Source organism: Shewanella pneumatophori (assembly GCF_023283895.1).
Lineage (GTDB): Bacteria > Pseudomonadota > Gammaproteobacteria > Enterobacterales > Shewanellaceae > Shewanella > Shewanella pneumatophori.
Map to the genome: position 1 here is coordinate 45689 of NZ_JAKILB010000013.1, position 24072 is coordinate 69760.

General features: G+C 41.9%; 18 protein-coding genes and 1 pseudogene. 15 read left to right on the forward strand and 4 right to left on the reverse strand.

All coding sequences use genetic code 11. The features are described 5' to 3' along the window. The first annotated feature begins 163 nt into the window (after positions 1-163). From L2740_RS17150 to L2740_RS17190, 9 genes and pseudogenes are all read left to right on the forward strand, one after another. Positions 164-364: a hypothetical protein gene (locus L2740_RS17150; protein ID WP_248951301.1), complete on the forward strand. Its 201-nt coding sequence runs from the start codon at positions 164-166 to the stop codon at positions 362-364. 678 nt (positions 365-1042) lie between these two features. Further along, complete coding sequence (locus tag L2740_RS17155) at positions 1043-1501, forward strand: GNAT family N-acetyltransferase (protein ID WP_248951302.1); 459 nt, start codon at positions 1043-1045, stop codon at positions 1499-1501. Positions 1502-1627: 126 nt separating this feature from the next. Then, the gene (locus L2740_RS17160) at positions 1628-2353 is read left to right on the forward strand and encodes a hypothetical protein (RefSeq protein ID WP_248951303.1); all 726 of its coding nucleotides are present in this window, start codon (positions 1628-1630) and stop codon (positions 2351-2353) included. Between the two features lie 637 nt (positions 2354-2990). Beyond that, on the forward strand, positions 2991-5276 hold the full coding sequence (locus tag L2740_RS17165; protein ID WP_248951304.1) for a tellurite resistance TerB family protein: 2286 nt from the start codon (positions 2991-2993) through the stop codon (positions 5274-5276). A gap of 3 nt (positions 5277-5279) precedes the next feature. Further along, positions 5280-6587, forward strand: a complete 1308-nt coding sequence (locus tag L2740_RS17170) for an ATP-binding protein (protein ID WP_248951305.1) — start codon at positions 5280-5282, stop codon at positions 6585-6587. Continuing rightward, entirely contained in the window at positions 6584-8806 is a 2223-nt protein-coding gene (locus tag L2740_RS17175) for a DEAD/DEAH box helicase (RefSeq protein WP_248951306.1), read from the forward strand. Before L2740_RS17170 ends, L2740_RS17175 begins: the two co-directional genes overlap by 4 nt. Before the next feature lie 581 nt (positions 8807-9387). Next, positions 9388-10017, forward strand: a pseudogene (locus tag L2740_RS17180) (SPFH domain-containing protein); the annotation flags it as partial. Next, on the forward strand, positions 10017-10958 hold the full coding sequence (locus tag L2740_RS17185; RefSeq protein ID WP_248951307.1) for an SPFH domain-containing protein: 942 nt from the start codon (positions 10017-10019) through the stop codon (positions 10956-10958). The pseudogene L2740_RS17180 and the gene L2740_RS17185, both read left to right, overlap by 1 nt. Before the next feature lie 152 nt (positions 10959-11110). Further along, positions 11111-11524, forward strand: coding sequence for an NUDIX hydrolase (locus tag L2740_RS17190; RefSeq protein ID WP_248951308.1), 414 nt, complete (start codon positions 11111-11113; stop codon positions 11522-11524). Between the two features lie 123 nt (positions 11525-11647). On the opposite strand, the gene L2740_RS17195 is transcribed toward L2740_RS17190, so the two are convergent. Next, positions 11648-13720, reverse strand: a complete 2073-nt coding sequence (locus L2740_RS17195) for a putative bifunctional diguanylate cyclase/phosphodiesterase (RefSeq protein WP_248951309.1) — start codon at positions 13718-13720, stop codon at positions 11648-11650. A gap of 370 nt (positions 13721-14090) precedes the next feature. On the opposite strand from L2740_RS17195, the gene L2740_RS17200 reads away from it, so the two are divergent. From L2740_RS17200 to L2740_RS17215, 4 genes are all read left to right on the forward strand, one after another. Then, positions 14091-14444, forward strand: coding sequence for a RidA family protein (locus L2740_RS17200; RefSeq protein ID WP_248951310.1), 354 nt, complete (start codon positions 14091-14093; stop codon positions 14442-14444). Between the two features lie 130 nt (positions 14445-14574). After that, positions 14575-16740 carry a DNA helicase II gene (gene uvrD / locus L2740_RS17205; protein WP_248951311.1) on the forward strand — a complete coding sequence of 722 codons (2166 nt, stop codon included), beginning with the start codon at positions 14575-14577 and terminating at the stop codon, positions 16738-16740. A 165-nt stretch (positions 16741-16905) separates the two neighbouring features. Further along, positions 16906-17772, forward strand: coding sequence for a 4-hydroxybenzoate octaprenyltransferase (gene ubiA, locus L2740_RS17210; protein WP_248951312.1), 867 nt, complete (start codon positions 16906-16908; stop codon positions 17770-17772). Positions 17773-18054: 282 nt separating this feature from the next. Beyond that, on the forward strand, positions 18055-18585 hold the full coding sequence (locus L2740_RS17215; protein ID WP_248951313.1) for a hypothetical protein: 531 nt from the start codon (positions 18055-18057) through the stop codon (positions 18583-18585). A 77-nt stretch (positions 18586-18662) separates the two neighbouring features. On the opposite strand, the gene L2740_RS17220 is transcribed toward L2740_RS17215, so the two are convergent. Continuing rightward, positions 18663-19658: an alpha/beta hydrolase gene (locus L2740_RS17220; RefSeq protein WP_248951314.1), complete on the reverse strand. Its 996-nt coding sequence runs from the start codon at positions 19656-19658 to the stop codon at positions 18663-18665. A gap of 241 nt (positions 19659-19899) precedes the next feature. Between L2740_RS17220 and L2740_RS17225 the strand changes: the two genes are divergently transcribed. Further along, positions 19900-21015, forward strand: a complete 1116-nt coding sequence (locus tag L2740_RS17225; protein ID WP_248951315.1) for a hypothetical protein — start codon at positions 19900-19902, stop codon at positions 21013-21015. A gap of 90 nt (positions 21016-21105) precedes the next feature. On the opposite strand, the gene L2740_RS17230 is transcribed toward L2740_RS17225, so the two are convergent. Both L2740_RS17230 and L2740_RS17235 read right to left on the reverse strand, forming a co-directional pair. Beyond that, positions 21106-21684, reverse strand: coding sequence for a nucleoside triphosphate pyrophosphohydrolase family protein (locus L2740_RS17230; protein WP_248471387.1), 579 nt, complete (start codon positions 21682-21684; stop codon positions 21106-21108). A gap of 187 nt (positions 21685-21871) precedes the next feature. Further along, on the reverse strand, positions 21872-22093 hold the full coding sequence (locus tag L2740_RS17235) for a hypothetical protein (RefSeq protein WP_248951316.1): 222 nt from the start codon (positions 22091-22093) through the stop codon (positions 21872-21874). 434 nt (positions 22094-22527) lie between these two features. Between L2740_RS17235 and nhaC the strand changes: the two genes are divergently transcribed. Further along, a complete protein-coding gene (gene nhaC / locus L2740_RS17240) occupies positions 22528-24042 on the forward strand; it encodes a Na+/H+ antiporter NhaC (RefSeq protein ID WP_248951317.1) in 1515 nt (504 codons plus the stop codon). Positions 24043-24072 lie beyond the last annotated feature (30 nt).

Genomic DNA, 24072 nt, shown 5'->3' on the forward strand with positions numbered 1-24072 from the left:
AAGTCATTTTAGCAGGACAAAAAATAGCCGTTTTTTTTGCTCATGCCTCGCTACTTTTAACCCGCTATTTTATTTACTCTGAATGAGGCGTTAAGTGCAGTTATGCGATCAAAGGCTCATCAAGTAGCTATTTCGATAGAACTCGCCATATGGAAATTTAATTATGAAAAATAAGATCCAGCTTCAAGAAACTATCACTAATAAAGAAGCTCAGTTATCCAGAGCGAGAAGAGAGTCTAATACTTGGAGTTCAGGTAAATACAAAACATCTAGTAATGCTCAAGTATCAAAGATATTTGTTCAATCTCTAGAAAATGAGATTGATGGATTATACAAAGAACTGAGTGAATTAGAGAATGGATAAAAAAATAGAAGTAACCATTCCTAGAATTCAGTAAATAATCAATGATTTTGGCGGTACTGAATTCACTACAGCTGATATTCTAAGAGGTTATTCTGGTGGGTTTTATAGCAATGTTGGGACACCAGCTTAAGCTCTGAAACGTTTTTGTCAATTTTCGAGTCACGGAAGGCTTCGTTGACTCACTTATGCCCCTTTATTATTTTCACGAATCTAAATGATAAATGGCACAAGTAAGCTTTGACTATAGAAAAGCTAATGTGAAAGGTTTGGTGTACACCATAAGTAATGCCTGTCCTTTTTCTTTAAGCTCAATTTTCCGACTCCACCTTCCTAGAGCAAACTAAAATAACTGTAATCCTATACAGGTATAATGAACTTGATGAATCAGACAGATTTATTGAAGCCAGAAAGTGAAAAAATTGCATCGATAAATTTTTAACATCTGAAATAGCACCTGCTTATCATGCAGTTAGGTTTCCGCTTTAATCTTACAAGAGACCCGATAAATGTTCTGCATTACTTTGCGGAGAAGGTAAATTTAAATTTGTTAACACCAGCAAGATGAACTGCTTTACATCAATGAGTTACGTTGCTAGCTTTGACCTAAATTAAAAAAGTACAGGGATTTATCCGAGACGCTGGATAATAAGCTGTTAGCTGCCAAAAGGAATTGAGTATATGGAAATATTTCACGCCACAATAGAAGATGCAGAAAGTTTACTCGAGCTTCAACGCGTTGCGTATCAATCAGAAGCTGAACTGCATAATGACTTTGATATCCCGCCTTTAACTCAAACGCTTGATGAACTAAAAGCAGACTTTGAGAAGAAAACCATTTTGAAAGTTGTTGATAACGGTAAGTTATTGGCAAGCGGTCAAGCTCGCTTAGAAGCTGGTAGTTGTCATATTGGACGAATGGCGGTATGGCCTGAACTGCATGGCAAGGGTGTTGGCTCTAAGTTGCTTTCTTCACTTGAAACTGTATTTCCAGAAGCTAAACGTGTCGAGCTTTTTACAGGGGAGTTTAGTGCTTCGAATTTAGCGATGTATAAACGTCGTGGTTATTCTGAGTTTAAAACGGCAAAGTTGGGTAAAACGAGAGTTGTATTCTTAGAACGTAACCTAAAAAGCAGCTAACAAAGTTTTAAAGTCGGACTCGTAACAGCTTGCTCGGTTCCACTTCGTTTCACATTATAGCAAGCTATTACTCGCCGCTTAAAACGGCGTTATGTGTCTGAAGAGCTCACAATTATCGAGAGTAAGATGAAATTGATTCGAAATATGAAAGACTCGCTTTTGAATGCAGGTGAAGCGGCAAAGGAACTCTGTCAGGCTACAGAGTCTTCAATAGATTTTTTCATTGAAAGTGAAGTCTTGTCGGAAGTCCCATTCGTAGAGTATGCGTTCTCAATAAAGAATGCATATGATAAATACCAAGTCGCAAAGGTTAAAAGAAACTATGCTAACTTTATCAAGTCTGCATCCACTCTAAACTCGGAAGAAACCCTATATTTCACCGATCAGATTTTTGCTAATACTGAGCAGGCGGAAGAAGCAGCTGAAACCATTTTTGAAATTATTACTTCTGCAGAGCGCCCAATTAAGGCTGAAATACTTGGTCGCCTCTGTGTTAGTTTTGCTAAGGGTAAAATCGACCTGAATGAGTTTAACTCGTTAATGCATATTACATGTGCTGCAACAGTTCCGGCTCTTAGAGCGATGCAAGGGCTAATGAACTTATATAGCAATCAAGTAAGAACCTATTATCAACGTTCAAAGCCATATATAGCTCAATTATCCTCTGTTGGTTTGGCTGTTAACTCTGGTAAATCAAACGGTTGGGAGCTGACAGAGTTAGGAATTCAACTAGCTTCATTTGGTTTTGGGCTTACGCTATATCAAGCTGATGGCAAATTGTATGAAATGCCAACAGAACTTAGTGAGTCGAACGAATTTCTAGTCTTCGAAGGTGACGAAGAAAACACATAACAAACGCTTCAAGACGGATTCGCAACGCGTGGCATTCTTGGTTTGCGGTAAATTTAGTGATTTAGGTGGTGTGCGGAAACATCGTATTGCGTTGCTCACCACTTAAGCGGGCGTTAGCGCATATCCGATTGTCATAGCTTTCCTAATGCCAAGAGCCATTTTCATAGCTTAAGCTCTAACCAATTTCTGTCCATCAACGTGTCAGTGAACCCAAGCTGACACGTTTGTGCCCCATTATTAGTTTCGCAGCTGAAAAGGAAAATAGGCCGAGAAATTTTTTCTATAGAAAAGCTAATCTGAACAAGGGATATTTCAGTTCAAATAGGTAGCTACGCCTGTACCATCTTTTCATATAAACCCAGAGGTGTTTTATGATGATCGAGTAGTGAGGGGACCGTTTCAATAAATAGATATAAGCGCTTTTTGCTCGCTCTTTTATAAACACTAAATCGCCCCAAGTGAATCACTTATTTTCATTTTATCCCTTCACCTTTGCTTTTTTCACTTGAAGTGTTTGCCATATATTTCACTAAGGGTATATCCTTGTGGTTCAACTGCTAGCAGAACCGATAACTAGTTAAAATTATGTAAAATTATTCTTTCATAAAACCCTCCCTTCTCCACATAAGGAAAAATAATGGAATATTTTATAGGAGCTATTGTTCTCTATATTTTGTATCGATGGATATCAGGGAACTCGAGATCCAATACAATAAAAGACCCAAAAACTAGAAATACACAGTCTCAAATATCAGAACATAGAGCTAGTACCTATGCTTCATCTAGCACTAATACATCATCTATTTCTTCATACGACAGTGCAGATGATGAATTTGCTACATTCACCATCCAGACAAGCTATGGTTATGAATCAGAAAAATCATCGAATAAGCAAAAAGGTCGATGGATAGGAGATAGTGAGCAGCTAACAATTAATGGTCGAAAACTCGATAAAGGTCTTTTCTACTTTGGTGGAGTGATGAAATCTTTGAGTGGATATGAGGTTGAACCTTCGTTAGTCGATGAAACAAGATCTGTATCTAAACCGCCTTTAGATAGTAGTGCCGAAATATATACTGATGAATCATTAGGGTACTGGCCTAGTTATGCAACACTCTCCGAAGGTTGCAAAGGTACGTATCTCGATTGGTTAGCTTCAGAACGTTCAAATCCAAATATCCCAATTGGATATGTTTTCATATATTTTTACGGCTTAGAACGAAGAGTTATAGAGAGCAATACTACCTCAGATGTCTCTGATCCAGAGTTCATAGCTATTTTTGACGAGGTTCTACGCTTAAATAAAGTATTTAGTGTCAATCGTTCATTTAATCGATATTCATCTCATTTACTAGAATTGATGACTCTGCTCAGACCTTTATTGCTTGCATCTAAGGTAGACGAAATACCTGAGACGACTAATGCTTTTTCATTCAAAATTAAACTTGCTGAAACTGTTGTAAAAGAGCAATCTGTGGGAGCTGAACTAGCTTTAGCTTGGTTGAAAAATACGATCGAATATTCTCTCAAGATGCCAGCAAGAAGATGTGAAGAGGAATTTAAACAACTTTTTGAAATCCGCTTTACACAAAAGTTTGGTGAAGGCATACCTGTTAAGCCTAATAAAACAAAGTTACGTCTTTCATACAATCCTGCAAGTAACGGGATTCATGGGGTAGATTTGACTATGGAAGAACTACCTGATCCAAGTATTTTGAAAGGGCCTATTAATAAGCTCATTCCCATTGCAGAAAGTTGTACTGAGGAGTTGGCAAGTTACAGCCGATATTTAGGTAAGGTCGAGACTTCTAAAAATGACATCGCAGCGTTAATGCTATTGCCTAAAGAGTTGGTTAATGAGTCAAATTCTCCTGTCATTAGAGAGTTTAAAAAATGGGCAGAACAAGTCATAGAAAAGCAAGACGGACTTACGACGATTAAAGAATTTTGGTCGCACACAGGGATGCCCTTTCCTAAGGCCATAAATAAAAAAGAAAATGAACTACTAACCAACCTGGCTAGCAAAGCGAATATAGGAATAGCCCCTGATCAACGCTTTCATCAAGCAAAGGTTACAGTTGATGGCAATATTGTACTGTTCACACCTGCCCATGGTGAGTTCTTTGAACCCAGCATAGCGTTTAATCAAGTTAGTCTCGCCATGAGACTTGGTGCAATGGTCGCAACAATCGATGGCTACGTTGATCAAGAAGAAAAGTTTGCACTGCAAAGACTAGTGGATCAAGATGAAAATTTGAGCCCGTCAGAAAAAAACTCACTCAAAGCTTACTTGATATGGAGGCTAAATAGCCCAGTAAATACAGCAGGATTGAAAGCAAGAATCGAAAAGCTTAAAACTAATGAAGTTGAATTTTTAAAGAAGTTCATGATTTCCATCGCGCTAGTTGATGGCAAGGTAGATTCATCTGAAATAAAACAAATCGAAAAACTCTATACCTCACTGGGGTTGGATAGATCTCTTGTTACTCGTGATATCCATAATTTAACTTCCTCGAGTAGCCGTACTTTTACTAGTTCGGAAAGTACCGATACTAGCGCCAATACATTTAAATTGGATGAAGGCACTTTGGCTATGCACGAGAGTGAAACAAGTGACGCCAAAACAATGTTAGAAAATATTTTTGCAGTTGATGATGAACCTGAAGTAGAGATTGTTAGTCGAGTACAAACAGAGTCGGATGGATTGGACGATGCCCATAAAAAGCTGTTCGACACATTGCTCAGTAAAGAAACATGGTCACGCAATGAAGTTCATGAGTTTTGTAGCAAACTTAGCCTCATGGTAGATGGTGCGATAGAAACCATTAATGACTGGGCTTATGAAAAAGTAGATGCACCTGTATTAGATGATGATGGTGATATTTATGTTGATCTTGAAATTGTTGAAGAGTTAAAAGGATAAATGATGATTGCGAAAAAAATACGGTCTAAAGAAAGAGATGCAATTATCCAGTCTTTAAAATCAGGAGTGACACCAAAAGTAGGAATTCAACACATTCAAGTGGGCAGAGTAAAAGAACTAAAAGCGCTCATTCAGGATATTGAGCGTATCTCAGATGGTGGTTCTGCTTTTAGACTCATTATTGGAGAGTATGGTTCGGGAAAAACATTTTTCTTAAGTGTTATAAGATCAATCGCTCTTGAGAAAAAATTGGTAACCGTCAATGCTGATCTCTCACCGGATCGCCGCATTCATGCTTCATCAGGTCAAGCTCGTAACCTTTACTCTGAGTTAATGCGTAACATGTCGACACGGAATAAGTCTGACGGTAACGCTCTAACAAGCGTCGTTGAAAAATTTATTACTGAAGCGAGAAAAGAAGCAGAAGCATCGAACAAAGAAATAACTGTAGTTATTCATGAGCGCCTTTCGTCTTTATCTGAGTTAGTTGGTGGATACGACTTTGCCAAAGTTATCGAAGCTTATTGGCTAGGGCATGAGCAAGATAATGATGACTTAAAAAGTCATGCTATCAAGTGGCTTAGAGCGGAGTATTCAACGAAGACCGATGCTCGTAAAGACTTAGGTGTCAGAAGCATAATTACGGATGCATCCTTTTACGACTCTCTAAAGCTTTTGAGCCTATTTGTTAGGCAAGCTGGCTATCAAGGCCTAATTGTTAACCTCGATGAACTGGTGAATTTGTACAAGCTAAATAGCACTCAAGCAAGAACGTCAAATTATGAGCAAATTCTAAGAATGCTTAATGATTGTTTACAGGGATCAGCGGAGCACCTTGGTTTTCTACTGGGTGGTACGCCGGAGTTTTTATTAGACCCTAGAAAGGGGCTATATAGCTATGAAGCGCTTCAGTCACGTCTAGCAGGAAATACGTTTGCTAAGCAGGCTGGTGTAATCGACTACTCCTCACCAGCACTACACTTAGCTTGCCTTACACCAGAAGAACTTTATATTCTTTTGAAAAATTTGAGGCACGTTTATGCTTCAGGTGACCAATCGCAGTACCTTGTGCCCGATGAGGCGCTTAAATCATTTCTTCACCACTGTAGTCAGACTGTTGGGGATGCTTATTTCAGAACACCTCGTAATACGATAAAAGCATTCTTAGACATGCTTGCGGTAGTTGATCAAAATCCATCTATAGTATGGGACAGTTTAATTTCATCGGTCTCTATTGAAGAAGAAAAACCTTCAGATGTCGAACTTGAGGTCGAAGAGATCGAAGATGGACTTGCTGACTTTAAACTATGATCGACGAACATAAAAAGTTAGACATCAGGGTCCAGCAATGGATCTTTAAGCAAGGCTGGGCAAACTTAAGAGAAGTACAGTGCTTGTCTATAGAGCCGATACTATCTGCTGAAACTGATGTTCTGATCAGTGCTTCAACTGCAGCTGGTAAGACTGAAGCTTTTTTTTTACCAGCAATTAGTGCCATTGCAGATCAAAAAGAAGGGATTGGTATTCTATATATTAGTCCACTAAAAGCCTTAATAAATGATCAGGATAGACGTTTAGAGAGTCTTTCGGATTTACTGGATATACCTGTCACCCCGTGGCACGGTGATAGCCTACAAAGTCGGAAGAATAAATTAAAGCGTTCACCAGCTGGCATTGTATTGATTACTCCTGAATCACTCGAGTCATTGCTTATTCGTGATGCTGGATGGGTGAAGTCTGCATTTTCTAATTTAAAATATATTGTTATTGACGAATTCCATGCCTTCCTAGGTACTGAACGTGGACATCACTTACTTTCCCTGCTTCATCGTTTGGAGCATCTTCTGGGGAGACTAAAGTCACCAATTCCCAGAACGGCATTGAGTGCAACCCTTGGTGAATTGGAAAAGGTACCATTGTCTCTTAGACCAAACCAATCCTTACCGTGCAAAATAATTAAAGATTCGCACTCAACATCGACATTTAAGATTCAAGTTAAAGGTTATGTAAATTCGGTAGGTGTAGATGATAAAGCTCCTGTAGATGCGGAATACCAAATATGCCAAGATTTGTTAAAATTTTGCCGTGGAGGTAATCATTTAGTCTTTGCAAACAGTCGAAAGCGAACTGAAAGTATAGCCGCAACATTAAGTGATTTTTGTGATCAAAAAACCGTACCTAATGAGTTTTTTCCTCATCATGGTTCACTCTCGAAAGAGCTTCGGGAGAGCTTGGAAAAGCGACTTCAAAAAGAGCAATTCCCTACGACAGCTGTTTGTACTATGACACTTGAATTGGGTATCGATATCGGAAAAGTAAATTCGGTTGTTCAGGTCACCGCTCCTCATTCCATTTCTAGTTTAAGGCAACGAATGGGGCGTTCAGGGCGGCGTGGAGGACCATCTATACTTCGAATGCTGATCGCTGAAGACGAGTTAACAAAAGATTCGAGTGTTATCGATAAACTCCGATTGGAGTTAGTGCAATCCCTCGCAATGATCAGATTATTAATTAGCAATAAATGGTATGAGCCTGCTGATACGTCTCTTTACCATTTTTCAGCGCTTCTGCATCAGACACTTGCAGTCATTGCACAATGGGGGGGGATTAGAGCTGAGCAGTTGTTTAAATTACTTTGTAAGGAAGGTCCTTTCCAGAATGTCGGAGTTGAGAACTTTAAAGCTCTCCTGATTCATATGGGGCAGACTGAGCTGATAACGCAGTTAGGTAACGGTGAGATTGTTTTAGGGCTATTAGGTGAGCGCATTACAAATCACTATTCATTTTATGCGGTATTCAAAACTCCAGAAGAGTTCAGAGTCATTAGTGGCGTAAATACAATTGGAACACTGCCTGTTGATTCACTTGTGTTAATTGGCCAGCACATTATTTTTGCTGGAAAGCGCTGGAGAGTAAAAGATGTCGATACCGACAAAAAAGTTATCTACGTAGAGTTCTCCAAAGGTGGGAAACCGCCAAAATTCGGTGGCGGCGGGATGTCAATTCATGACGTAGTGCGTCAAGAAATGTATCGCATGCTTAAAGAAGGCGATTACAAGATATCAGTCGGCGACCAAAAAGTAGATTTTGCAGATACTCCAGCTAAAGAACTATTCCATGAAAGTATAAGTTTTTTTAATACAGCAGGACTAGCGAACAGGTCATTGCTACAGACTGGTAATACAACCTACATATTCACATGGTTGGGAGATAAAATAGTAAATACGATCGTAGCTCTTCTTATTAAGGAAGGCTACGAAGCCGGTGCTTATGCTGGAGTTATTGAAGTAGAAAAAACATCCCTTGAAGATGCCAAAGCGACATTGCAAACTTTAGCACAAGCCCAATTGCCTAATGAAACAATGCTAGCCGAATCAGTGTTAGAAAAGCAGGTCGAGAAGTTTGATGAGTTCTTGCCAGACGACGTTTTATCTATTGGGTATGGCACCAAAACATTTGACACTAATGGTGCTAAAAAATGGCTTGAGAAGTTTTCACTGGAAGTTGGGAACAGAGGTATGGGGTCATAGAGTCATAGAGTCATAGGGTCATAGGGTCATAGGGTCATAGGGTCATTGTAAACTTTATTTGATTACCATACATTTACTAATCCCACGACCTATCTTTAGACCCTTTACACTAAATGATTTCTGTCCAAAAGCGAGTTTGAAAATGATCAAACTTAATTATCAGAAACTGACATTCGTCCTCAGATAAATTATCAAACAATAGCGGTATTACCGTTCATGACAACCATAATTTTTTATCAAACTTTATTATGGTCGTACACTTATCAATAAAAAATAAAAAAATTTATTACTCTAGGGAGTGACTACGGGTGTCAAACGGAGGTAAGTTGTGTGTAAACGCTCCGCGTTTTCCACATCTTATTCCGTGTTCTTGCGATAGCAAGATGTCCACGTAGTTGAGCGACCAAACCCTCAGACAGCGTTAGTGATTTAGCCAAATAGAAAAAAAATAATCTACATTTTTTTCTCTGATTATTTTTTATTGAGTATTTCTTCGTGATCACCCCATTTACCGCCCTATGCGCAGATGAGGTCACTCACTCACTCGCTTGGGAGAAAAAAATTAAGGGCTATAAGCGAGTGAAGATTATCGCCGCGCCGCAGTGAATCTAGCGCAAACCACCATGCGATCTGAAATCGGTAAGTTAAGTCTTAGCCAAACCTTCTCTGAGCGAGACAGTCTTAACGAGTCTATTGTGCGTGAAATTGATAAAGCCTCTGATCCATGGGGCATTAAAGTGCTGCGCTACGAGATTAAAAACATTACCCCGTCACGTAAAGTTATTCATACCCTTGAAAAGCAAATGGAAGCTGAACGTAGTAAGCGTGCAGAAATCACGTTAGCCAATGCTGAAAAGGCGGCAATGATTAATCTATCTGAAGGTGAGCGCCAAGAGGCAATCAACCTGTCAGAAGGTGAAAAGCAGCGTCGAATTAACGAGGCAAAGGGTACTGCACAAGAGATTGCCATTGTTGCTCGAGCAAAAGCAGAGGGCATGGAGCTGGTATCTGCAGCGTTAGCAAAAGATGGCGGCAACGAAGCGATGAATATGCAGCTTAAAGAGCAGTTTATTGCGCAAGTCGGTAAGATCTTAGGTGAAGCCGATGTGTCGGTTGTACCGGCAGAGCTGGCTAAAATCGAAGGTTTTTTTGAAGGCATGGAGCAGGTTACTAGCGCAGTAACAGCCAACTCAGCAAAAGGAGTACGCTAATGATTGCAGGCATTAATACCGATATGATTGTCATGGCTATTTGGGGCTTAATTTTCGCTATTTTTGTGATTAAGCTGTTTCAGTCGATTCGCTTAGTTCCAACAAAATCAGCTTACATTGTCGAGCGTTTAGGTAAGTACCACTCAACCTTAGATGCTGGTTTTCATGCGCTAGTACCTTTCGTTGATAAAGTGGCTTACATCCACGACCTCAAAGAGGAAACTATTGATGTACCACCACAGGAGTGTTTCTCTTGTGATGAAGTCAATGTTGAAGTTGATGGGGTTATCTATATCTCTGTGGTTGATCCGGTTAAGGCAAGTTACGGAGTGACGGATTACCGCTATGCTGCTATTCAGCTGGCACAAACCACGACTCGAAGCGTGATTGGTACGCTAGATTTAGACCGTACCTTTGAAGAGCGTGATGTCATCAGCGCTAAAGTAGTTGAAGTGCTAGATCAAGCCGGTGCTATGTGGGGTATTCGGGTACATCGTTACGAGATTAAAAATATTACGCCACCAGAAACGGTTAAAAACGCTATGGAAATGCAAGTAAATGCCGAGCGTGAGCGCCGTGCACTACTGGCAAAAAGTGAAGGTGATAAACAGAGTAAAATTAACCGCTCTGAGGGTATTAAAACCGAAACCATTAACCACTCTGAAGGTGAAATGCAACGTCGTATCAACGAGGCTGAAGGTAAAGGTGAAGAGATCTTAACCATTGCTCGAGCAACCGCTGAGTCGATTGAGCGTATGGCTACCGTAATTGCCGCACCGGGCGGCAAAAATGTAGTACGTATGCAGTTGGGTGCTCAGTATCTAAAGCAGCTTGATGGTGTTAGTTCTGGCGAAAGCAAAGTTATTTTGCCTGGTAACATGATGGACTTTGACCATTGGATGAACAGCATAGGTTTGGAAGAAACACCAAAACCAAAGTAAATGCGCGATAAAATTATGTCGCCATGTTTGTTTAGCAATTGCTATCGCTAACGAAAAAATGAAAGTGTTAGTCCTTATATGGGGTTAACACTTTTTTTTGGCGTTAGTTAAGCTAGGTATAATTTATACTGATTGATATTAAAGGTAGGCAGATGGCATTTGATGATAAGTTCCGCCTTAGCAGTCATGCGGTGATTATTAAGCAAGATGGGTCAGAGCCCAAAGTGCTATTGCTTAAAGCGACTTATGGTAATTGTGATTGGGGTTTACCTGGTGGGGCATTAGAGCCTGGGGAAACAATTCACGATGCCTTGCTGCGAGAATGTTTAGAGGAGCTTGGTGTAGCGGTTAAAGTCAACTATCTTAGCGGCGTTTACTATCATCAAGCTTATGAGTCACAAGCGTTTATCTTTAAGTGTGAGTTGCCTCCTGCCGCAAATATTATGTTGAGTGATGAGCACAGCGAGTACCGCTTTATACCTGTGTCTAGCCTTAGTGTTGTGCAAAAGCAGCGAATTGAAGATTGTTTAAATTATAATGGCGTGGTGATAAGCCGTAGGTTCTAGCCTTAGTCACTTACGGCTTTTGTCGTTTGGCATTTTAGGGTATTTCAGTTTGTTGCTTTAGCTACTTAGTTTGTTATTTAAGTTAAGCACTGAAAATTAGCATCTAAAATAACTACTTTGCAGTTATATCACCTTGAGAGTGTGATTATTCTGCTGCACTAACTTTTGATGTAATTCCTGATATTTCTCGCCAATGATAAGTAACTCATCAAAAGCTGCAGGCTTGCTAATTAAAAAGCCCTGAGCGTAATCACACATCATAAAGCAGAGTTCATCTAGCTGTTTTTGGGTTTCAACTCCCTCGGCAATCACTTGTATACCTAACGCATGTGCCATCTCAATGGTCGCGATGATCAGCTCTTTACTCTTATCATCCTTATTCATATCGTTGATAAAGCTGCGATCGATCTTAAGGATTTTAAACGGGTAAGTGCGCAAGTAACTTAGTGATGAGTAGCCTGTACCAAAGTCATCCATAGAGATACAAAAGCCTGCTTTACTCAATTGCATTAGGGCATCTAAGGTATAAGCATGGCCACTCAGCAGCACGCCTTCGGTGATTTCTAGCTCTAAATCTGCTGGTTTCATCCCTAGCTCAGCGACCTTGTCTTTAATTGATTGTACTAGGTTTGGGTTTCTAAACTGTCTAGGTGATAAGTTGATTGCCACCCTAAAGTTATCATTAAATGTTTGTTGCCAGATGCGTGCTGCTTCAAGTGAGCGCTGCAAAATAAAATCACCCATAGGCTCAATCACACCGGTTTGCTCGGCAATAGGAATAAACTCTGCTGGTGACACACTGCCCAATGTCGGGTTATCCCAGCGCAGGAGTGCCTCGGCTCCCATAATTGTGCCGTCACGAATGTCGAGCTGAATTTGGTAATGTACCGTGAGCTCATTGCGATCTAAAGCGCCATGGATCTGCTCCTCAATGGCTAGGCGACGAGATACCTCTTTGTTCATTGCATGGGTGAAGTATGAATAGGTATTTCGGCCAATACTTTTTGTGTGGTACATGGCGGAGTCTGCGTTGCGCAGCAGCTCTGATGGGGTTTTACCGTCATTGGGGTAAATCGCAATACCAATACTGGCCGTCAAAATCAGTTGGCGGTTATCAATGTAAAACGGCTTTCTAAAGCCTGCAATAAGGTTTTCAGCCAAAGGCTGGGCATCATTGGCGCTTGAGAGTCCGTCGAGCAAAATAATAAATTCGTCGCCACCTAAGCGGCCAACAGTGTCTTCAGCGCGAGTGGCTTTGAGTAATCGTTCTGATGCAGTGATAAGCAGTTGGTCTCCGGCTTCATGGCCGAGTGAGTCATTAATCTTTTTAAAATCGTCGAGGTCTAAAAAAATCACCGCAATCATCTGCTCGTTGCGTTCACTGGCCTCAACCAGTTGTTCAAGTCTTTTTAAGGCTAAAAAGCGGTTGGGTAGATCGGTTAATGTGTCGTAATGAGCTTGATGACGAATAAGTGCCTCAGCTTCTAAACGTTCGCTATTATCGTAAAAAGAGATCACTGCGCCTTTATGTTGCTCACCTAAGTCCAGAGGTTGTGACTTGTATTCAACAGGAAAGCTACTGCCGTCTGCGCGCCAAAATGTGTCCTCTTTAATATCCTGAATGGTAAGGTCTATACAACTTTGAGCGGCATTTTTATCGATGATTTGTCGCATATTGATGTTAAGCAGATCGGCTGGGGTGCTATAGCCCAATAACAGAGCGCATTGCGGGTTGGCATAGATACAGGTGCCAGTGCTGTCTACAGCGTAAACCGCTACGGCGGCAGAGTCTAAAATTGCTGATAACAGTTGGCCGTTTTCTTGTGGCTGCTCAAGTTTTGAAGTGCGCGATAACTCGTTGCTAAGGTGTTGGCTTAATTGCTGGACTTTGGATTCGAGCTTACCCAGCGGATCGTGGCCATGCTCAGATTCTGTTTTATGATTTTGCGGCATTAAAAAGCTACTGGCGATGTGCGTGCTGAGTTGAGAAACTCGACTCGATTGTTGACGGAATCTCAGCCAAACACCCGCAGCAATAACTATGTTAGCTGCCAGGAATAAAGGAATAATTAATTCAAGCGTAGCTTGCTGCTGAAACAAGTTTAATGTCCAAAATATGCCGGTAACTAGTGATGCGATAAGCATGGCAAGAGATAAGTGAGTAAGAGTAATTGGCTGCTTTTTATTTGTTTGCATGGCTTTGCTCCTAGAATGTCGGTGGACAATTAACGATAAATAATCGTTGTAAGCTGCGGTGACGTTTGGAGCTAATGCATAGATAGCGAGTGGACTGGATAACCCAAGTAGTGCTAAAGCGAGTGATAAGGGTGAGGGGGCCGTATAGATAAGTCATGTTTAGTCCTTTAAGCACGCAGTAAATCAAATCCGTTGATTACCTCTTGCAATTAAGTATAGGACTTTAAAAGCGAAATAGTAAATCATGCTAACGTATACAAAACATCCATTTGAATCATAAGTATTTTTCATTGGAAAAATGCGTTTTGCTGGTTAGACTCTAGGCGGAAAGTATATCGACACGCCTTTATAAATTGAGTTAGAGCAAACTATGACTATTGAAAGAATTGAAACTGCAGCCCGTATGAGTCGCATTGTTAAGCATAACGGCACTATTTATCTATGTGGCCAAGTGGCTAAAGATGCAGAGCAAGATATTACTGAGCAAACTCGTACCATGCTGGAAAAAGTCGATGCTTTGCTTGAGCAAGCTGGCAGCGACAGAGAGCATATCTTGTCGGCAACGATATACATAAAAGACATGCAATACTTTGCTGCGATGAACGCAGTTTGGGATGCCTGGGTGCCTGAGGGTTTTGCGCCAGCTCGTGCTTGTGTTGAAGCTAAGATGGCCCGTGAAGCCTTGTTGGTAGAGATTTCTGTAGTTGCTGCAGAAAAAGCATAATTGCTTAGTGGTTGCCAAGGCGACGTGTCGCTTTGGCAATCGCATGATTTTCCCCATCGCGATCTCGCATATTCTATCCTGAGCTTCTCTGCATCTGTTATACTGCCCGCCTGATTTTTTGGAGGCAATAATGGACGTATCTTCTTTACTCGACGGCCTAAATGATAAGCAGCGCGAAGCTGTTGGTGCACCGCAATCTAGCATGCTAGTGCTAGCGGGCGCAGGTAGTGGCAAAACGCGGGTGTTAACCCACAGAATTGCTTGGTTAATGCAGGTTGAACAGCAAAGCCCTTACGCTATTTTGGCGGTAACCTTTACCAATAAAGCGGCTAAGGAGATGCGCGAGCGCGTTGAAAAAGTGGCTGGTGGCAATATGAGCCGCATGTGGATTGGTACATTCCACGGTTTAGCTCATCGGTTACTGCGCACCCATTACAAAGATGCCAATCTGCCTGAAAGCTTTCAAATTTTAGATTCAGACGATCAATTGCGTCTAATCAAACGTATTTTAAAAAGCCTTAACTTGGACGAGAAGCAATATCCGCCAAGACAAGCACAAGGCTATATCAATGGTAAGAAAGACTTAGGTCTGCGCCCATCGCACATCGATGCCGGTGGCTTTCCAATTGAGCAAAATCTGCTAAAGATTTATCAAATCTATCAAGACTCGTGCGATCGTGCAGGCTTGGTCGACTTTGCTGAAATTCTGCTAAGAGCTCACGAATTGTGGCTTAACAAACCGCATATTTTGGATCACTACCAAGATAGATTTAAGCACATTTTGGTGGACGAATTCCAAGATACCAACGCCATTCAATACGCGTGGATCCGTGTGCTTGCTGGCTCGACTGCCAATGTGATGATTGTTGGTGATGATGACCAGTCTATTTACGGTTGGCGTGGTGCACAGGTTGAGAACTTACATAAGTTTTTAGCTGACTTCCCAGCAGCACAAACCATTCGATTAGAACAAAACTACCGTTCTAGCGGCAATATTCTAAATGCATCGAACGAGTTGATTGCCAATAACCCAGATCGTATGGGTAAAAAGCTATGGACCGACGATAAAGACGGTGAGCCAATTGGTCTTTACTGTGCTTTTAACGAAATGGACGAAGCACGCTTTATTGTTGGCCGTATTACCGACTGGCAAGACGAAGGTGGCAAGTTAGAAGATTGCGCGATTTTATATCGCTCTAACGCTCAGTCGCGAGTATTGGAAGAAGCGTTGCTGCATAAAGGTATCGCTTACCGCATTTATGGCGGCTTACGTTTCTTCGAACGCCAAGAAATTAAAGATGCCATGGGTTACTTGCGTCTGATTAATAACAAGAATGACGATGCAGCCTTTGAGCGTGTGGTGAATACACCGACTCGTGGTATTGGCGACCGCACCTTAGAGATTATTCGTACCACAGCGCGCCAACAAGAGATGACCTTGTGGGAAGCAAGTATTCGCTTACTTGAAGAGAAAGTGCTGGCTGGTCGTGCTGCTAATGCAGTACGTGGCTTTATGGACTTGATTATTGCTATGCGTATGGACACAGACGAGCAGTCTTTGCACCGCATGACAGATCATGTCATCCAAACTTCAGGCCTTAAGGCGATGTACGAAGCGGAGAAGAGTGAAAAAGCGCGTGCTCGCGTAGAGAACTTAGAAGAGTTAGTAACGGCTGCGCGTAGCTTTGTGATGCCAGAAGATCTTGAAGATATGGGCGAGTTAAATGCCTTTTTATCTCATGCGGCACTTGAAGCGGGTGAAGGTCAGGCGGATGAGTTTACCGATGCGGTGCAGCTAATGACATTGCACTCAGCCAAAGGTCTAGAGTTCCCAATGGTGTTTATGGCAGGGGTGGAAGAAGGATTATTCCCAAGCCAAATGGCAATAGATGAAGGTGATCGCCTCGATGAAGAGCGCCGTCTTTGTTATGTGGGTATGACCCGCGCCATGCAAAAGCTTTATATCACCTATGCTGAATCACGCCGTATCTATGGTCGTGAAAGCTTTGCAAGGCCATCGCGTTTTGTTAAGGAGATCCCTGAGCAATACGTACAAGAGATCCGCATGCGTACTCAAGTCTCTGCCCCTGCAGTGAGTACACGCTTTGGTAAGCAAGACGACGCCTTTAATGATTCTGGTTTTAAGATTGGCCAACGTGTTATGCACCCTAAGTTTGGTGAAGGCACTGTGACTAATTATGAAGGTAGCGGTGCCCAAGCGCGTATTCAAGTTAACTTTCTTGATGTCGGTAGTAAGTGGTTAGTGATCGCTTACGCCCGTTTAGAAACCCTGTAATACCCAGCGTTTAACTCTGGCTAAGTGATCGGCTTAGCCAGAGGTTTTAGCCGATAAAATAACCACTCATTTTATTTATCTCAATACTGGTTGAATACTGTTACAGCTCAGTCATAATGCGGTTACAAAACTAAAGGCCGTAGACGTTGTAGGAGAGCCTAATACATGAGTTTAAGGGATAAACTAGACGTTTATATGCGACTCGCGCGTATAGACCGTCCCATTGGTACTTTGTTGTTATTGTGGCCATGTTTAATGGCGTTAACCTTTGCTGCTGGTGGCTTACCAGATCTGAAAGTGTTTGTGATCTTTGTGATTGGCGTTGTTGTTATGCGCGCATGTGGCTGCATTATCAACGACTATGCCGATAGAGATTTAGATGCCCATGTTGAGCGCACCAAAGCGCGGCCGCTAACCAGTGGCGAGATCTCTAGCAAAGAAGCGTTATTGCTGTTTGCTGCCATGGCGCTGTTTGCCTTCTGCCTTGTACTCATGCTGAATCCACTTGTAGTGCAACTTTCAGTGGTTGGTATTATTCTGACCATCATTTATCCCTTCACCAAGCGCTATACCAATATGCCACAGATGTTTTTGGGCACGGTATGGAGTTGGTCTATCCCAATGGCTTATGCCGCCCAAACTGGCACAGTGCCTGTTGAGGCTTGGTGGTTATTTGCTGCAAACTGGTGCTGGACGGTTGCGTACGACACTATGTACGCCATGGTGGACCGTGATGATGATTTAAAGATAGGTATTAAATCTACTGCGATTTTATTTGGCCGTTATGATCGACAAATCATCGGCGGCTTTCAGCTTGCGGCATTAACTTGCTTTATTATTGCGGGTCTAGAAGCTGAGCGTGGCGCTATTTACGCTTTAGGTATTTTAGCCTTTATCGGCTTTGGTGCTTACCAACAAAAGCTTATTTTTGGTCGAGATCGCGCAGCGTGTTTTACTGCCTTTTTAAATAATAGCTGGGCCGGTTTAGTATTATTTGCGGCATTAACCTTAGATTACCTTATCTTAGGTTAGTCGATTACTCGTGACCATTCACTAACCATTGAGCGCCTGCAATAGCCTGCAATAGCCTACTATTGCAGGCGTTTTTGTATAAAAACCTTTTATGTCTATAAATCCCTCTCTTAAATCCTGACTATACTTAATCTGAACGAAGGTTATATCTCTAGGTATAACACTACTGCAATGAAGGATCATTGCAGTGACATATTCATAGAGTAAGTTTATTTACAGCGCGAGCCGGTAGGGCTTTGCACCCATATGCAACAAATGGATTTGATCGCTGCGGAGGGATTTATGTCATCTTGGATCACGGCGTATGAAGCCGGGCAATGGGCTGATTACGAGCTAGCTTTACTGCTTATTGCAGCAGTTATTTTAGTGTTTTGGTTATTGTTTTCTTACTTTAAACCGCAAGGCTTTGTTGCTTGGTCGCTGGCGGTGATTAGTTGTGTGGCATTGAGTGGCTTATGCCTTGCTAGCCGAGTCGATGCGTTGCAGCTCAACTCATTACTAACCAAAGGCCGCAATATAGAAGTGCTTAACGGCAACTATCGCTATGGCGAGTATCATTTTCCTCATAACTCAGCACATGGTGTGGACTTTCGTGAAATCCATATCGGCCAGCGCATGTTAAAGCTGTATCACAGCGGTTATCTACAGCACAATCGCTGCTATCGCCATTTTTATAACAGCAATCACTTTAACGACAATGTCGAGCTAAGGTTATACATTCATTGGTATGAGCACGAGTTGACATATAAAAGCGCCAAAGTGCTGATTAGAACCCCGTGTATTTTGAAAATTGAGCAAAAAGGCATGAGCTAGCAACAGCTTATCACGGCGCTAACCTCTGTTAGTTAAAGGGTTAACTGCTTTGGTTTAGAAGCTTCTTATACCGATGGCTAAAAGCTGTCGTCAGCTGAGTGCCGTGCTTCATTATCTTGTGAGGTTATCGCCTTGGGTAGGCTTTTACCTTGCTTATGGTTAAATAACCAATCCATTCCATGAATTGCCGTGGTGGCAAAAGCTGTAGCATGATGCGCTTCGTTTATCAGTAATAGTTTAGTATGTAAGGTTTTTTGCGGCTGAGGTTTGGCTGCTTTATCGAGCAAGGCTTTAAAGCGTTTAGCATCTCCCACCATATCAAATTCTGAATCGCCGCCCTTTCTATTGTGTTCAAGTGCACCAATACCAACAAAAACATTCGCGTTGAGTTTAGTTAAAGCATCACTATTACTTTCTAGTTGAGAGAGTAAAGTTTGTTGTTGCCACCAAAATGATGGGCTTCCTAGTAAGTAATTACGAAATAACTCAGGTTGTTTTAATAGAATATAGCCGCCCAAAAGCCCACCTAGAGAGTTACCAACATAAGTGCGTTGTTCGCTATCAGTCCGGTAGTTTTGCTCAACATAAGGAATAACACTGTGTTTTAAAAACCTAAGGTGTCGATCTGCGCCGCCAGTCACCTTGTTCCAGCTGTTATCGACCGTTGGCGTGTAATCTCGCACCCGACTAGTATCACCTTGCATTCCAAGCTCCCATGAAATTCCAACAATAATGGCTGGCACCATTTGCTTAGATTTCATTGGAAAACGCGTTACCCCAGACATAATTTGAAAGGTATACATAGCGTCAGTCAGATAAATAACCGGGTAGTCAATATCGCGATTTTGCGATGATTTATAGCCTTTAGGTAGCTTGATATAAAGCTTATAGGTGCGCTCTTTGTCTTGAATTTTAACCGTGTGACTGCGAGGAATATTAAACGGACTATTGTGCATTACCGTGGCATCGATATTTGGCTTTTTCGCCATGCTAGTCGCAGGAAAAAAGCAGGCCAATAATAGGCTGCAAAGCATTAGTTTAATCAGTGCGGTGCTGCAGTTTCGATATGACATGATTGGCTCGACTTATCCATAAGTTGTGTAGATATATTAACCTACTCTAACTATTCATTCCCATGTATTCATTAATTAAAAATCAGTATTTTTAATTGCTTGTATGATGTTTTGTTAGCTCACTAAGCGCATAACTAAGCACATAGAAATTGTTTATATATTAGCCGCAACACTTGTTTTGTTGTCAAGACGTCACAATATCTGTAGTAACATTAGCTTAACATACCTCAAGGGTCAGAGAATGCGCCGGAGTGTTAAATACCGATTATTGTTTCTACTCAGTGCCATAGTAGTTTATTGCATAGGTTTTCAATGGTTACCTGAATCAATGCAAGGGGACAATGCACTAGAGCTAACTATCGCGATAGCTGCTAGTTACTTTGTGCTGCTGCCAGCTATGTACGCATATTGCATCATTTATGTGGGTCAGCAGCATTGGTGGAAGATGCTCCTAGTGTTTAGTTTGAGTAGCTTGATGGCTCGCTTTAGTTTTCCGGCTGAACTTGCCAGTTATTTTGAATTTATTGCTTGGCTGCGTTACCCGATTATCGCAGTGTTATTCGTCATTGAACTTTACTTAATGGTCAGTATTGCGAAAGGGTTATGGCAAGCGCGATCTTTAAAGGGCGATCCGCGTTTGCACATTGTTGATAAGTATCAGGATGAGAGGAAGCGAAGCTTAGCCTTAGTGTTAGCCTCTGAGCCAGCAAGCTGGTATTACGCAATTCCTAGGTTTTCACGCCACCACAGTAGTAGTTTAGCTCACCTTAATCTGTATTCCGCCAAAGTGTGGCATTGGTTGTTACTGCTTGCGGCAACAGTGATGTTGTCTGCATTAAGCTATGTGCTAATTGCAACTTGGAGTGAGCTGGTGGCACTTATTGTGTCGAGCATTCTTGCTTATAGCGTGGTGGTTGTGACGGCTAACTATCGAGTTTCGTGTCATTTCTCTGTTTATAGCCAAGATAATAAGCTAGTGCTTAATAACTCTATGTGGGGTTTTATGGCGGTAAAACTCGATGACATTGAGTCAGTGCAGCATGGAGACTGGGCTAAAGTGAAGGCGAACACTAAAGTAAGCGACAAAGCTGAATCGGAAGCCCTTTACTTTGGTCGAGGTAAAGCAGCCAATATATTGCTGACCTTTAAACAACCACAGACCTATTTTGGCGCAGGTGGCCAGTTACCTGAGCAGATTGAACAGGTTTTCCTTGTGGTTGATAAGCCCAAGGAGCTAGCGCAATCTTTGCAACCATTATTAAGTGGAGCAGCACTCAGTACTGCAGAGTTAGATTGTGAGCTAACCTTAGATACAGAGGTTGGCTCAGAGCAACAAGCTTTAAATAAGGTGAGTTAGTATAAAGAGGCTATTGGCTGAGTTGATAAATAAGCAGAGTTGTAGCTCTGCTTATTTTAATTAAAGCTGTAAGTAAGCTGGGGCTATAAATTAAGCTTTTACCAGTTTCTCTAGATCGGCAGGGCGGTAGTAAACCGATTTTAATACCTTGCCTTGGCGAACCACTTTACCCGCCATATCAACGTCTTTTGCGCATTTGGCAATGATAAATTCACCCTTAGTGCTTCCGACAATTTCAACGCCTTGTTTAGCGTAGAACTCGATAGTCTCGTTAAGCTCTTGCTCGTTGCGGCAGACCTTGCTCATGTTGCTTGAGTGCACTTCATCCCAACAAGTAATAAAGTCAATTTCGCGGTTTTTTGCTACATGTAATAGCAAGTCGATGACGTAGCTAATTTCAATTCTGTCAGTGACTTGAGTTGCACCTAAATGTACTAGACGGCCCATTAAGACATAGACTGAGTCAACAATGGCATCAGCTTGTTCAACACGGCTATCAGCTTCTGCAAGTTCAGTTAGCTCTTCAATCGCCAGTGAAGTGTGTAGCGTATCGGCTTTATCATCCAAGCTGCTGATATCTTCAATCGGTAGATCGAACGTTGCACGGAACTGTCGAATGTCGCGATATAAGTGATCGTATAGTGGTTGATCCAAAGCGGATAATTTCATGACAAATATGCCTTTGCTGCTAAATTAGAGTTAATTGCCGCCATACTAAAGAAACAGCCCACGAAATAAAAGCCTCAGGCTAAGTTGGCGACGACAAATTCTCTCGTCAGCCAAGTATAAGACTGTATTGGCCCTGCTATGACGCTTAAGCTAGTTAATCGCAACCGCAAGTTGTCTGTTACTTACTTTACAAACCAAGATGAGCGCTGATGTCAGCATCAAGTTGCTCAATAATCTGCCGACTATGATGATGACCAACTTCAAGCTCAACCCAACCATCGCAGCCCATTATTTCAAGCTGAGATACCCGAATGTGCTGTTGAGTTGCTTGGCTGTCAGAATTCACTACCCCTTTGAGTTTGAAAATGCCCAGGCGGGTATTCAGGCGACTAATAGTAAAGTCTTTCATTTTGTCCTCTAACAAATTCGGTTCTGTGGTTAGGAGTAACACAAGGACTCTCTGCGTGAAAGTACGCTTAAGTAAAAGCACTCTTAAGTAAAAGTAATTAGCCAAGTCAGAACATTGCCGATTAGCGTGTAATTAGATGTTGTTTGTTGCTTTTTTGTTCCAAAAACACTTGGCTATGAATTTTTATCACTGGCAACTGTTGGTTGATTAAATGTGTATTAATTGAATATTAAGTTGGTATTTGCTGATTATGGTGAATCGCTAATCACTTGTGTCTGTGTGCTGTTAAAACTGGCAGCTTGTGGAGTAATGGTGTGGCTAGATCTTGTTGTTAACTTTATGTAAGGATGTTGTTCCAGCTTGGCACGAATAGGCAGTTTAATAGCGCCATTAATTCGAAAAGACTAAGTGATAAGAACAATAAAAGGATCCCCATGAGCGACAATAAAGACCCGCAACTGCCAGATTCAGTAAGTATAGATCCCATCGAGGATAGCCATCACACACCAGCTACATTATTTGATGCCTTAATTCCGATTATCGCTCTGGTGATGATGCTTACCGCAGCTGTTTATCTATTCTCTTCTGATAGCTCTTTTGGTGCTAACCAAATTGCACTGATCATGGCTGGCTGTATTGCGCTATTAATCGGTTGGAAAAATGGTTATAGCTGGGCAGAGATGGAGCAGGGCATCGTTCGCAGTATTGGTGTCGCGACAGGGGCTATATTGATTCTACTGTCAGTTGGCTCACTTATTGGCACATGGGTGTTAGCGGGTACTGTGCCGACCATGATTTATTACGGTATGTTGATCCTTAATCCCGAGTATTTCTACGCTGCCTGCTGCCTATTATGTGCAGTTGTTGCCATCAGTATCGGTAGCTCTTGGACTGTGGCTGGTACCTTAGGTATCGCCTTGGTTGGCGTAGCCTCTGCAATGGGCTTAAGCATAGAAATTACTGCAGGTGCGATTATTAGTGGCGCTTACTTTGGCGATAAAATGTCGCCTATGTCAGATACCACCAACTTAGCACCTGCGGTCGCCGGCACCGACATATTTAGTCATATTCGCCATATGGTTTGGACCACAACACCGAGCATCATCATCGCCATGATAGGCTTTATAATTCTTGGCTTTAATAGCGAAACCACTATAGATAACAATAGCTTTGAAGCGACATTATCGCTGATAGATGTGCAGTTTAATCCAGGAATCCACTTATTGTTACCACTGCTGGTGGTATTGATTTTGGCCTATAAAAAGTTACCCGCTTTTCCGACTGTGATTATCGGTACTATCGCTGGCGCAGTGTGCGCGGCATTGTTCCAGTTCGATAATGTGGTGGCCTTTGCTGATGATAAAAGCCTAATGCCGTTAGTGGCATTGGTTAAAGGCATTTGGGTGGCGATGTTTAATGGTTATACCGCCGCTACAGGCGATGAAGTGTTGGATAACTTATTAAGTCGCGGCGGCATGAGCAGTATGATTAACACCGTGTGGCTTATTTTATGCGCCATGGCGTTTGGTGGCATTATGGAGGTCACAGGCCTACTTAAACGTATTTTGCAGAGCATTCTCGGCTTAGTAAAATCAAGCGGCAGTCTGATTATGACAACTCTTGCTAGTTGTATTGGCGCCAACTTAATTACCGCTGACCAGTTTATTGCCATTGTTCTACCGGGGCGTATGCTGAAAGTGGAGTATGCTAAGCGTGGTCTTGCACCAGTTAACTTAAGTCGTGCCCTTGAAGACTCAGCCACTATTACCAGCCCGCTTATTCCTTGGAATACTTGCGGTGCCTATATGGCGAGCACGTTAGGCGTAGCGACCGTGGCTTACCTACCTTATGCTTTTTTTAATCTAGTTTGTCCGCTGATTAGCGCTGCTTACGCAAAGTATGACTTTAAAATTGAGCGTATAGCTGAGCAAGAGCAGGCACTCGCATAAATTATTGGTATAAGGCAAAAAAAAGCCTTG